At 66.4% G+C, this 12,526-nt stretch carries 7 protein-coding genes; 5 read left to right on the top strand and 2 right to left on the bottom strand.

The annotated features are described in order from the left end of the window. The first annotated feature begins 31 nt into the window (after positions 1 to 31). Positions 32 to 1,075: a GNAT family N-acetyltransferase gene (locus tag CXY83_RS16895; RefSeq protein WP_104198448.1), complete on the top strand. Its 1,044-nt coding sequence runs from the start codon at positions 32 to 34 to the stop codon at positions 1,073 to 1,075. 3 nt (positions 1,076 to 1,078) lie between these two features. On the opposite strand, the gene CXY83_RS16890 is transcribed toward CXY83_RS16895, so the two are convergent. After that, positions 1,079 to 3,034 (bottom strand): acyltransferase family protein, encoded by a 1,956-nt coding sequence (locus tag CXY83_RS16890; protein ID WP_104198447.1) that lies wholly within the window; start codon positions 3,032 to 3,034, stop codon positions 1,079 to 1,081. 91 nt (positions 3,035 to 3,125) lie between these two features. On the opposite strand from CXY83_RS16890, the gene truA reads away from it, so the two are divergent. The 4 genes from truA (at position 3,126) to glmM (ending at position 6,572) form a co-directional block, all read left to right on the top strand. Next, positions 3,126 to 4,076: a tRNA pseudouridine(38-40) synthase TruA gene (gene truA / locus CXY83_RS16885; protein ID WP_233201031.1), complete on the top strand. Its 951-nt coding sequence runs from the start codon at positions 3,126 to 3,128 to the stop codon at positions 4,074 to 4,076. 132 nt (positions 4,077 to 4,208) lie between these two features. Continuing rightward, on the top strand, positions 4,209 to 4,655 hold the full coding sequence (gene rplM / locus CXY83_RS16880) for a 50S ribosomal protein L13 (protein WP_104083755.1): 447 nt from the start codon (positions 4,209 to 4,211) through the stop codon (positions 4,653 to 4,655). A gap of 50 nt (positions 4,656 to 4,705) precedes the next feature. Continuing rightward, positions 4,706 to 5,191: a 30S ribosomal protein S9 gene (gene rpsI, locus CXY83_RS16875; RefSeq protein ID WP_104198445.1), complete on the top strand. Its 486-nt coding sequence runs from the start codon at positions 4,706 to 4,708 to the stop codon at positions 5,189 to 5,191. 19 nt (positions 5,192 to 5,210) lie between these two features. Next, complete coding sequence (gene glmM, locus CXY83_RS16870; RefSeq protein ID WP_104198444.1) at positions 5,211 to 6,572, top strand: phosphoglucosamine mutase; 1,362 nt, start codon at positions 5,211 to 5,213, stop codon at positions 6,570 to 6,572. Between the two features lie 100 nt (positions 6,573 to 6,672). Here glmM and pulA read toward each other — a convergent pair whose 3' ends face one another. Further along, positions 6,673 to 12,417 carry a pullulanase-type alpha-1,6-glucosidase gene (pulA, locus tag CXY83_RS16865; RefSeq protein ID WP_104198443.1) on the bottom strand — a complete coding sequence of 1,915 codons (5,745 nt, stop codon included), beginning with the start codon at positions 12,415 to 12,417 and terminating at the stop codon, positions 6,673 to 6,675. Positions 12,418 to 12,526: the final 109 nt, after the last annotated feature.

The following is a 12,526-nucleotide window of genomic DNA, read 5'->3' as shown; positions in this document are numbered from 1 at the left end:
CGCGTTCGGGGTTGCGTGGATAGGGTGAGGCATGACCGTTCCCACGACTCCGCTCTCTGCGCGCGTGACTGCGCTCTCGTCGCTGCCTGTTCCCGACCATGCCGATGTCGCCCTGTGGCGGCCGGCGACGGCCGCCGATACCGACGCCATCTGGCAGCTCGAATTAGCGATCGGCCGCGTCGACCACCCCAACTACGTTCGTGAGCGCGATGACGTGAGCGAGGCATTCACCTTCTCCTTCATTGACGTCGACGCCGACACCCTCGTCGCTTTCGACGCTGACGGGCGCCTCGTCGCCCACGGTCTCGTGCTGCTCCAGCCGGGGCAGGAGACGCTGGTGAAATCCAACCTCGGTGGCGGGGTACTGCCCGAAATGCGCGGCCGCGGCATCGGTCGCCAACTGCTGAACTGGCAGGTAGCCCGCGGTAAACAGCAACTGGCGACGTCCGACAAGCTGCTGCCTGGCTGGATCTCCACGTCCTGTGACGAGCGTGCCCCACAGAACGTCAGTCTCTACGAACGATTCGATCTAGCGTGCACTCGAAACTTCCTTTCGCTCGACCGCATGCTCGTCGACCCGATTCGTGAATTCGTGCTGGCCGCGGGCATCCGTTTGGCTGGTTATACGCCGGAGCTCTCGAACGCCGTGCACGCCGCACGCGACGCGGCATTCATGGACCACTGGTCCAGCCAGCCGATCCCCGACGAAAGCTGGAACTCCTACGTGACCGGCCCCTCTTTCGTCGACGAGCTGTCGTTCGTTGCGTTCGGAACAGAACCCGACGGCAGTGAGCACGTCGTCGGTTTCATCATGTCGAGCGTCAACGAACAGGACTGGGCGGCGGCCGGCTACCGCAGCAGCTATATCGGGCTCGTCGGCGTGCTGAGCGGATGGCGCGGCCGGCACATCGCGCAGGCCCTGTTAGCGGCGCAGCTGGCCGCCAGCCGCGCCGCCGGGCACGAGCGCGCCACCCTCGATGTGGACTCGGCGAGCCCGACCGGTGCGCTCGACCTCTACACGGGCATGGGCTTTTTCGCCACCAACCGGGAGCTCGCCTACGTGCTCGAGTTCTAATTCTCAGCGGTACGGCGGCGAACTGGGCGCGTCGGGGTCGCGCATCAGCCAGCTGTTGTCTGGCAGCGGCGGCACCGCCGCGAGACGCTCCAGCGCGGCATGCACCTCGTCGGCGTAGACCTGGCCGCCGGTTGGCCCCGGATGCACGTGATCGCCGGCCAGCAGGTCGAGTCGCCCCGCGATCGCGTCGTGCCAGTTCGCGAGCTCGACCCGGCGATTGCCGGCGGCGAATTCAGCAAGCCGAGCGTTGACTGCGGCGGTCCAGTCGCGTTCGGCGTAGGCGTTCACGAGCACGAGCCGCCGGTCGGGGCCGAGAATGCGCAGAATCTCGGTGAGTTCATCGGTCGTGATCGGCCCGTTGGTGCCGAGACCGATCACCACAACCGGCTGTAACTGGCCCGCCGCCGCGAGGGCCACCAATATGTCGTCTGCGGAATACATCCCGCGGGAGACCGACGCGTCAACGGTCATCCCCGCAAAGGTGGCCTGCAACTCCGGCGCCGAGGCCAGCATGACCGAGTCGCCGATGGCGGTGATCGGGCTCTCGGCCAGGGCGGGGGCCACTGCGGCTTGGCGGGCCGCCTCGGTGGCCGCAGCCTGCGCGGCGACCCGCGCCGCAGCATCCATTGCCCGCTGACCCCGTTCAATGCGCAGTTGCGCCGAGGTCTGCGCCGGCGCTGCTATGACGGCGGCCGTGGTGCCGCCGACCAGCAGCAGCGATAAGGCGGCCGTCGCCGCAACCAAGCGGCGGCGACGGGTAGGCCCGGTCCACAGCGCACCGATTCGACGGATGCTGCCGCGCACGCCGATCCGCCGGATCGGCACTTCCAGCCAGCGGTAGGACACGCCCGCCAGCACCACGGTGATGACCGAGGCGAGCAGACCGATCGGCAGCAGGCTGCCGGCCGGGGACGACGCCGGCCAGAGCAGCTGGACCAGCACGAGCACCGGCCAGTGCCACAGGTAGATGCCGTAGGAGCGCTCACCGAGGTAGCGGAGCGGCGCTGCATCGAGCAGTCGCCCGAACCGGCCACCGCGTACTCCCGCCCAGATGGCGACGGCGGTGGCCAGGGACACGGCGACGAGGCCGCCGCGGTAGGTTACGGTGCCGTTTTCCGGCAGCCAGAGGGCGAAGGCGATGATCGCCAGAATCGCGCCGCCGCCGAGCCATGGACGTATCCGGGGCAGTTCGTTGCGCTGCCCGCTCGGGCGGCGGAGCAGCAGGGCGAGGGCGGCGCCCGCGAATAAGCCGAAACTGTGTGTGTCCGAGCCGTAGTACACCCGCGTGGGGTCGGTGCCGGGCTGGTAGAGCACACCCATCCACAGGGCCGAGGCGACGAACAGTGTGGTGACGATGGCGAGTCGCACGCGGGGACGGCGAACCAGCAAGACGGCCATCAGGAGCAGCGGCCAGACCAGGTAGAACTGCTCTTCCACGGCAAGGGACCAGAGATTGCGCAGCAGTTCGGGTTCGTTGAGGCTGAAATAGCTGGCGTCGGTTGCGATCGACACCCAGTTGTAGCCGAAAGTGCTGGCCCCGAGCAGTTGCCCGCCGAGACCCACGAGCACGTCGCCGCCAATGAGAAACGCGATGGTGCAGCAGATCAGGACGACCGGAATGAGTGGGGGTATCAGTCGACGGGCGCGCCGTTGCCAGAACCGACGCAGGGAGATATGCCCGGTGTGAGTGTGTTCGGAAACAAGCAGACCGGTGATCAGAAAACCGCTGATGACGAAGAAAACGTCGACGCCGATGAAGCCGCCCGGCAGCATCGCCGGAAAGAAATGATAGAGCGCGACGGCGATGACGGCGAGGGCGCGCAGGCCGTCGAGGCCGGCCAGTCGACCCCTGCTCGGGGCGTTTTTCGGCCCCAGGACCGGTGTGTTCGCGGGGCCGATTGCGGACAATGCTGACCGAGTCCTCCCGGTGAACGGGAACAACAGCGGGGAACGAGTCATGGGCAACACAGCGTTTCTTGGCACTCTTTATGGGGGTAGACCATAGGCCGGAGTCAACGATAACCCGAGCGCGCCACCTAGGCTTACCCTCGTGAATCTTTTCGTGCCCCGCGCCGCGAACGCAGCGCTCGGCTCCACGCGCATCCGCCTCGACCTCGCCTACGATGGCACCGATTTCACCGGTTGGGCCCGGCAGCCTGGCTTTCGCACCGTTCAGGCCGACATCGAAAATGGGCTCGCGGGCATTCTGCAAAGCTTTCCTCCGCATCCCACCCTCATTGTCGCCGGCCGCACGGATGCCGGGGTGCACGCCCGCGGGCAGGTTGCCCACTTCGACCTCACTGCTGAGCAAGCCCACTCCCTCGTGCGCATCCAGCGGGGCACCGGTAACCGCCCGCCGGTCGACCTCGGCACCGCCGTGCTGCGCCGCCTCGGCGGCATCCTCGTCACTAAGCCCGACATCGTGCTGCGCCGCGCCACGGTCGTGCCCGGCGGCTTCGACGCCCGGTTCTCGGCCATGTGGCGTCGCTACGAATATCGCATCGCGGACCCCCTGGCCCTGCACGACCCGCAGCAGCGCCTGCGCACAACGTGGCACCCGTTCAAATTGGACCTCGCCGCGATGGACGCCGCAGCGGCGACATTGGTGGGCCTGCACGACTTCGCCGCATACTGCAAGCCGCGCCCGGGAGCTACGACCATTCGAACCGTGCAGGACTTTCGCTGGTACCGCGACGACGATGGACTGATCATCGCCAGTATCAAAGCGGATGCCTTCTGCCACAGTATGGTGCGCGCCATGGTCGGTGCCTGCGTGGCAGTGGGGGAGGGGCGCCTCGACGGTAGTACCCTCGCCCACCTGCACTTCGACAAACACCGCATCAGCGAGTTCAAGGTGATGCAGGCGCACGGCCTCACGCTCATTGATGTCGGTTACCCCGATGACGCTTCCCTCGCGCAGCGTGCCATCGACACGCGCAACCGTCGGTCACTGCCGACCAGTGCCCAAGTTGCGCCCACGGTCGGGGCCGACTATCGTTGACCCTTGGTGTCTGTGCGTTGCAGCGCGGCACCCGAACGTGAGCCCTCCATCGACAGTGTTCTCCTCACGAGAACACACCCGGAGCGGGATTCACGAACACCTCCGTTCGAAAAAGAAGAAAGCAGCACAACAGTGACGCGCACTTACACCCCCAAGGCAAGCGAACTCCAGCACGACTGGGTCGTCATCGATGCCACCGATATCGTTCTCGGACGTCTGGCCAGCCACGCGGCAATCCTGCTGCGCGGCAAGCACAAGGCCACCTTCTCCCCGCACATGGACGGTGGCGACTTCGTCATCATCGTCAACGCTGAGAAGGTCGCCCTCACCGGCAAGAAGCTCGACCTGAAGATCGCGTACCGCCACTCCGGTTACCCGGGCGGCCTCACGGCGACCAACTACTCCGAGATGCTCGAGAAGCACCCGACCCGCGCGGTTGAAAAAGCGATTCGCGGCATGCTGCCGAAGAACTCGCTCGGTCGCGCCCAGCTCACCAAGCTGAAGGTATACGCCGGCCCTGAGCACCCGCACTCCGCTCAGCAGCCCACGCCGTACACCCTCAGCCAGGTCGCGCAGTAGCGCCGGCAACCAGACCTCTCGACTCTTAGATAAAAAGGATTCCCATCATCGTGGCGAAGATCGCAGACCAGATTGACCAGGCTCCGGAGAGCTACTCCACCGAGACCCCGGCCGAAACCGTAACCAAGGTGCCCCGCGCCGTCCTCAACGTTCCCGGCGCAGCCGTTGGCCGTCGCAAGCAGGCTATCGCCCGCGTGCGCATCGTCCCCGGCTCCGGAACGATCGTTGTGAACGGCCGCGAGTTCGCCGACTACTTCCCGAACAAGCTGCACCAGCAGCTCGTCAACGACCCGTTCAAGGTGCTTGACCTGCTCGGCTCGTACGATGTCATCGCCCGCATCACCGGTGGTGGCCCGTCCGGCCAGGCCGGCGCACTTCGCCTCGGCATCGCACGTTGCTTGAACCTGATCGACGAAGAAAACAACCGCGCCATCCTCAAGAAGAACGGCTTCCTCAGCCGCGACGCGCGAGTCAAGGAGCGTAAGAAGGCTGGACTCAAGAAGGCCCGTAAGGCACCTCAGTTCAGCAAGCGCTAACCCGAAAGCCGACGACGATATGACTCGTCTGTTCGGCACGGACGGCGTTCGGGGCCTGGCCAACCGTGATCTCACGGCTGGCCTGGCCCTGAGCCTTGCCCAAGCCAGCGCCGCAGTGCTGACCAAGGGTCGTCGTGCCCAAGCACGCCTCGAAGCGGGCCGCCGTCCCGTGGCAGTGGTCGCTCGTGACCCGCGAATTTCCGGTGAATTTCTCAACGCTGCTGTCGCGGCCGGTTTGGCTTCCAGCGGCGTCGACGTCCTTGACGCCGGGGTCATCCCAACACCCGCCGCAGCTTTTCTGATCAACGACATCGGTGCCGATTTCGGTGTGATGATTTCTGCCTCCCATAACGCGGCGCCCGATAACGGCATCAAGATCTTCGCCTATGGCGGAACCAAACTCCCCGACGACGTCGAGGACCGCATCGAGTCCTATATCGGTCGCGACACGCTGATGCCGATCGCCGGCGACGTGGGGCGCATCCGTCGTTTTGCTGACGCTGAAGACCGCTACGTGGTGCACCTGCTCACGACTCTGCCGCACCGCCTCGATGGCATCCACGTCGTGCTGGACTGCGCCCACGGCGCAGCCGCCGGCGTGTCGCCGCAGGTGTTCACGGATGCGGGTGCTCGCCTCACCGTGATCGGCGCCGACCCTGACGGTCTCAACATCAACGACGGCGTGGGCTCGACCCACCTCGACAACCTCGCCCGAGCCGTGCTCGAACACGGTGCCGACGTCGGTATTGCGCACGACGGCGACGCCGACCGGTGCCTCGCGGTGGACCGCGACGGCAACATTGTCGACGGCGACCAGATCATGGCGATCCTCGCGGTGTCGATGGCCGAACGCGGAGTGCTGAAAGACCGCACACTCGTGGCGACCGTCATGAGCAACCTCGGCTTGCGGAAGGCCATGGCGGCCAACGACATCACCGTGGTGCAGACCAAGGTCGGCGACCGCTACGTGCTCGAAGAACTCAACGCCCACGGGTATTCCCTCGGCGGCGAACAGTCCGGTCACGTCATCATGACCAAGTACGCCACGACGGGCGACGGTATTCTCACCGGGCTTCACCTCGTCGCCGAAATGGCGCGCACCGGTAAGACGCTGGCCGAACTGGCATCCGTTATGACGGTATACCCGCAGATTCTGGTGAACGTGCGTGGTGTCAACCACACGGGTCTCGGCGCCGATGATGTCATCGCCGAGGCCGTACTCGCGGCCGAAGCCGAACTCGGCGACACCGGTCGTGTGCTCCTGCGCCCCTCCGGCACCGAGCCGATGGTGCGGGTCATGGTGGAAGCCGCCGACCAGCCCACGGCGGACCGCCTGGCGCACTCCCTCGCCGACGTGGTGCGGGAGCGCCTGCCCCTCTAGCCCTACCGGCTAGCACTACCGGACGGGGCCTGGGCCCCGTCCCCGGGCCCAGCCTATAAACTGGGCCCGCGTTCGGGGCCCAGGCCCCGTCCGCTTCCGGTTACTTCCCACGCTTCTTCTGGTCGTTCACGAGCACCGCCACAGTACGGGCAGGCACGGTGACCGTGCCGGACACCCGGTCCCAGGTGGTGGTCTTGACCACGGCATCCGTGCCATTGGCCTGGATGCTACTGAGCCTGTAGGTCATGCCGGCCAGGTCCGCCAGGGTGATGGTCTGCGAGTCGGGGCTCGCGTTGAAGATAGTGATCAGCCCGTCCAGCCTGCGATCGACATCCGTGCCGACGGTGTCGTCGATGCGCATCACGATGACACCGGGGATGGCCGTGGGTCCGCTGGCTGGAAAACTCAGCTTCTGCGTGATGAGCGTGGCGTCACCGAGCCGGAAAAGCTCGGTCGACTGCTTGAGCCGGAGCAGGTCCTTGGCCTGGTTCGACGCCGCGGCGATGTCGGCCGGTGTCGGCACGAGCGCCGGGTTCTCCAGCAACGGACGCTGGATGTCCCACTTGTCCTCGTTGGAGCCCGCCGACGGCAGCCCCACCCCGAAGTTGTTCGTTTGGCCGGTCCAATCGATGCGGTTGAACCAGTCGCCGGCGTTGTAGCTGTCCCGGTCGAGGGACTTCGAGCGCAGCAGGTCGGTTCCGGCATGCCAGAGCGACGGAGCCTGGGACAGGGTCGCGGTGGACAGGGACAGGGTGTTCATCCGCACCCGGTCGGTCATCGAAGAATCGGAGGGCATCTTGAGGGCGAGAAGATCGAAGAGCGTCTCGTTGTCGTGCGCGTCGACGTAGTTGATCACTTCGGCTGGCTGGTCGGCATAGCCGGCCGGCGACCCGTTGTAGTCCAGTTCGTCACCGCGCTTGACGGTTCCGTCGGCGGTCACGAAGCTGAAATCCCTCAGGTTCGCGGCCAGCCCGAGTCGCACCAGGTCGCTGGCCTGCGTCAGCTTCTCCAGCGCCTGCTCTGGCGTGCCGTTGATGGCCGCGCCGTTCGGGTCGGTGCCGAGACCGGTGCCGAAACCCTGCTGCTGCACGGTGCCGCCATCGACGGGGCTGCCGCCGTGCACGGCGTCACGCAGCCTGTCGTTGAAGGTACCGATGCCGGTGCCGCCGAGCTGACCCTGCTTCGCCTGCTCGAACAGGGCGTTGTCGGCTACCTCGCCGAAGTTCCAGCCCTCGCCGTAGAGGTAGATTGCCTTGCCGTCGACGCCGTCCTTCTTCTCGGTGAGCTGGTTGAGGGCCGCCCGCACCGCGAGCAGGTTGGCCGTGGAGTGGTGCCCCATGAGGTCGAACCGAAATCCGTCGACCTTGTATTCCCGGGCCCAGAGCACGGTCGAGTCGACCATCAGCCGTTCGGCCATCTGGTGTTCGGTGGCCACGTTCTGGCAGCAGGTGGACGTTTCGACCGCGCCGAGCGGGTTCAGCCGATGATAGTAACCCGGTACGACGCGATCGAGCACCGATGTGGCGGCCTGGCCGCTGGCGTTCGTGTGGTTGAAGACTTTGTCGAGCACGACCTGCAGGCCGTCCTCGTGTAATGCCCCGACCATGCCGCGGAACTCGGCCACTCGGGCCCCGCCGCGCGGGTTCACCGCGTACGAGCCCTCTGCTGCCTGGAAATGCAGCGGGTCGTACCCCCAGTTGAACCCATCGGTGTCGGCAGTGGCTTGAATGCAGGCCTGCTGCTCGGGCGAGGCCGGACCGAACGATTCGAGGTCGCACGCAGGCGTGGCCTGCGCAGCGCGGTCTTCCTCGATGGTCGCGATGTCGAACGTCGGCAGCAGGTGCACGGTGTTCAGTCCGGCATCCGCCAGCTCGGCCAGGTGCCTGGTACCGGCACTGTCCACATCGAACGCGCCATAGGTGCCGCGCAGAGCTTCGGGCACGGTCTCGTCGGAAATTGAGAAGTCCCGAACGTGCAGCTCGTAGATCGACCGGTCGACGGGGTTGTCGATCGTGGGCGACTCGGCCTTCTCCCACTTCTTCGGCCGGTAATCCTTGTTCGCCAGGTCGACGAAGACCGAACGCGTGGAGTTGGTCGTCAGCGCCACCGAGTACGGGTCGGTGACCTGGTTCACTTCGATGGTGCCCGTACTGGGTGCGAACACCGTCACCTCGAACACGAAGGATGCATCGGCCCAGTCCTTGGCGCCGCTCGCCGACCAGGTGCCGTCCTTCTGGCGCTTGAGGGTGACCCGCTCGGGTTCGGCGGCATCGCCGGCGGTCCAGACGAGCAGGTCCACCTTCTGAGCCGTCGGCGCCCAAACTGCGACGGTCGGCCGTTTCTTCGACCAGGTGACACCGAGCGTCGTGGAGGCCGCGGCATCCGCGTAGAGGTCGTCGAGCACCCCGGGCAGTTGCACCCCGGTGAGTGCGGTGAGCACCCCGTCGGACCCGGCCTGGCTGACCTGCAGCTGGGTGGTGAGCAGCCGCTCGACGGCGGCGCGGTTCGTGTCGACTGGTCGCAGCACGGCGGAGTTTCCCAGCGCTGGGAACAACGTCTTCTGTGCGTCGGTCAGGCCGGCCGTGTCGTAGACGAGTTCCACGGTATCGCCGCCGGTCACTGCACCGTCTGCGAGCGTGAGCGTGGCGTCGGACGAGGAGTGCAGGGCATAAACCAGGTCGGCGGGGTCGGCGTTGACCGGCAGCAGGTCGCGCGGCCAAGCCAGCGTCTTGTCGTCGATCCAGTGGGCCCGCTGGGCGCCGGTACCGGCCAGTGGTTGGCTTGCGGTCTCAATGGTGAGTACGTGGCTGGCCAGATCGTAGCTGAAGGCGGTCGCTTCTCCGGTTGTCACGCTGAAGCCGATGTTGGCCCCGTTCGGCGCGCCGTCCGCGCCGTAGTTCTCGTTCCAGCTGAGATTGTGCGCCACCTTGCCTTCGTAACTGCCGGTCGGCAGGGTGCTGGTGTTCCAGGTGAGGATGCCGTCGCCGTCGACGTCCTGCAGCCACGTGGCGAGGCAGTCGGGTGTCCAATCCGCGGGGCATCCGGCTTCCTCCTGGAAGGAACCGGCGGCTACGACGATCGGGCCCTGCGCGGTGTTCTGGAAGAAGTTGTTGCGGGGGTCGAAGTAGAAGTTGACCGGTCCGCCGGGCGCGGTGAAGGAGACGTTCGAGCCGTTCGGCACGCCACCGGCCCCGTAGTTGACGTCCCAGGAGCCGTTGATCGCGATCTTGTATTCGTAGGTACCGGCCGGCAGATCGAAGGTGCCGGCGTAAATGCCGTCGGCGCGCTGGGTGAGCCTGGCTGCCTCGCAGCCGGGCTGCCAGTCGCCCGCACAGCCGATCTCCGAGTCCAGGTCACCGGCCACGGTGACGAGGTCGATGGCGGGCGCCGGGGTGCCCGTTTCGGCCAGGGTAACCGTGTTGCCCACGGATGCGAAGGTGGAGGCGGCCGCGCGCTGGCCCGCGGCATCCGTGGCCACCGCACGGTACTCGACCAGGGTGCCATCGGCCAGACCGGCCGTGTCGTGGAAGACGCGGGGCGTGGTGTCCTCGGCGGTGCCGAGGGAGGTCCAGTCGGGCGAGCCGACAACGCGCCACGCGAAACCGGTCTCGGCCCAGGTTGAGTCGTCGACCATGGCGCCGACGGGTGACACTCCGGATACGCCGGCGCCGGCCATCGGGGCAGCGACCGTGATCGCGGTGGCGGCGGTGGGCGCCGTGACCGTGCGGTCGGCGACGAGCACGACCGACCCCAGCGCGGGTACGGTCACCTCGAGTTCGCCGGTGGCGGTGGCGGTCGCAGCGGCTCCGGCTCCGTACAGCACTGAGAAGGCTGCACTGTCGGTGAGGGTGGGGACGGTGACGGTCTTGACTGCGGCGGAGTTGTTGACGGCGACGAGGTGTTCGATCTTCTCGGTGCGATCGACCCGGCTGAAGGCGTAGACGCCGGCCCCAGTGTCGGCGTAGCGCTCGATCTGGGCGCCGGTGGCCAGGGCCGCGTGCGCTGTGCGGAGCGCGGAGAGCGCACTGATGTGGGTGTACAACGGAGCATCCGTGTCGAACCTGTCGACCGAACCCGCCGTTTCTCCCGTGATCAACGGCTGGTCGGTGTAGTCGCTGACCTGGCTGGCGAACAGGGACTGGCGGGAGTCCTTGTCGCCGCCGGTGCCGGCGAAGCCCTGCTCGTCGCCGTAGTACACGACGGGCTGGCCGCGAGTGAGGTACATCAGTTCATGGGCGAGCTTGTCGCGTTGCACCGGCGAATCGGAGCTCTTCAGGAACGAGCCGATGCGACCCATGTCGTGGTTGCCGAGGAAGGTCGGCAGGGCGTAGGCGTTGGAATCGGGGGTGGTGTAGCGGTCGTCGCTGGCGTACAGCTGGCTGAGGCCCTTGGCCGAGTTGCCGGCTGCGAAGCTCGTGGCCTGTGACTGGAATCCGAAGTCGAGCACCGAGCTGAGGTCGGTGTCGCGCACGTAGGGGGAGGTCGTAGCGGCATTCGCGTCGTAGACCTCGCCGAACATGAAGAAGTCAGGCTTGCCCTGGGCGTGCGCGTAGTCCCGCACCGCAGTCGACCAGGTCTGCCAGAACTCGAGGTTGACGTGCTTGACGGTGTCGATACGAAAGCCGTCGATGCCGAAGTCGACCCAGGTCTTGTAGATGTCGATGAAGCCGTCCACGACGGCCGGGTTTTCCGTCATCAGGTCGTCGAGGCCGGAGAAGTCGCCGTCGAGGGCGCTTTCTCCCTCGAAGGTCGAGTCACCACGATTGTGATAGAGCGTGGGGTCGTTCAGCCAAGCCGGCACCTTGCGGTCGGCGTTGGCCGGGGTCACGGTCGGTGTGTACGGGAAGGACGTATCGTCCAGCTCGGGAAAATTGTCGGTGCCCGCATAGTCGGCAGGGTCGAAGGCGTCGCCCGCTGCGGTCGAGTACGGGGACGTGGCCTTGTCGATGTAGGCGTACGCCTTCTCCGCGTTGTCGATCAGGTCGGCGGTGTGGTTGGTGATGATGTCGAAATAGACTTTGATACCGCGAGCGTGCGCGTCGGCGATGAGCGCCTCGAGTTCGGCATTGGTGCCCAGGTGCGGATCGATCCGGGTGAAGTCGGTGATCCAGTAGCCGTGGTAACCGGCCGAGGCGTTGGCCCCCTCACCCTGCACCGGGTTGTTCATGAACGATGGGGTGAGCCAGAGGGCGGTGGTGCCGAGCCCTTGAATGTAGTCGAGGGAGGAGCGGAGGCCCGCGAGGTCGCCGCCGTTGTAGAAGCCCTTGTCGGTCGGGTCGAAGCCGGAGACCATCGGGTCGGAGCCGAGACCAGCGGTGTTGTTGCTCGGGTCGCCGTCCTGGAACCGGTCGGTCATCACGAAATAGAACTGCTCGTCGCTGCCGGGCTGGCGAATGGGCTCCGTCGCTAGCGACGCATCAGCTTCTGAGTACGGTCCGGCCAGGGACAGCGCTTGCAGCCCAACCCGTTTCTTGGCGACGTCGAAGCTGAACCGCAGGGTGCTCTCGCCCGCGATGGTCAGCGGGATGTTGTCGGCGCCGCCATCCAGGCCGTAGGTGACGTCCCAGCTGTCGTCGAGGGCTACCTTGTAGTCGTAGCTGCCAGCGGGGAGGGTGAAGTCCGCCGCCCAGATTCCCTCGGTGCCGGTCGGGACCAGTTCGGTGGCCGCGCAGGCTGGCACCCAGTCTTCGCTGCAACCGAGCTCGTTCTGCAGGCTGCCGACGAGGGCCACGGTCGGCGTGGCCGCTGCCGCTGCACCGGGTGCGAAGACGAGACCGGAGGCGAGAATCGCTCCTGAACCGACCATGGCCAGGAATCGGCGTGCGGTGATCTGGCTAGTCAGCATTGACTTCCCTCGTTCGGCGCCGGAAAGCGCAAAGGACAACGGATCAGACGCTACCCCTCATGGGGAACAGACTGCAAGCGTTTGCACGGATTGCTCGGTGGATCGCCCT

Source organism: Cryobacterium sp. M15 (genome assembly GCF_002929675.1).
Lineage (GTDB): Bacteria > Actinomycetota > Actinomycetes > Actinomycetales > Microbacteriaceae > Cryobacterium > Cryobacterium lyxosi.
This window is presented reverse-complemented; position numbering and strand designations above follow the sequence as displayed.

What these genes read in the sequence shown, in the direction of transcription:
- CXY83_RS16890 (WP_104198447.1), bottom strand. Translation starts at nt 3,034, where the DNA reads ATGACTCGTTCCCCGCTGTTGTTCCCGTTCACCGGGAGGACTCGGTCA.
- glmM (WP_104198444.1), top strand. Translation starts at nt 5,211, where the DNA reads ATGACTCGTCTGTTCGGCACGGACGGCGTTCGGGGCCTGGCCAACCGT.
- pulA (WP_104198443.1), bottom strand. Translation starts at nt 12,417, where the DNA reads ATGCTGACTAGCCAGATCACCGCACGCCGATTCCTGGCCATGGTCGGT.
- CXY83_RS16895 (WP_104198448.1), top strand. Translation starts at nt 32, where the DNA reads ATGACCGTTCCCACGACTCCGCTCTCTGCGCGCGTGACTGCGCTCTCG.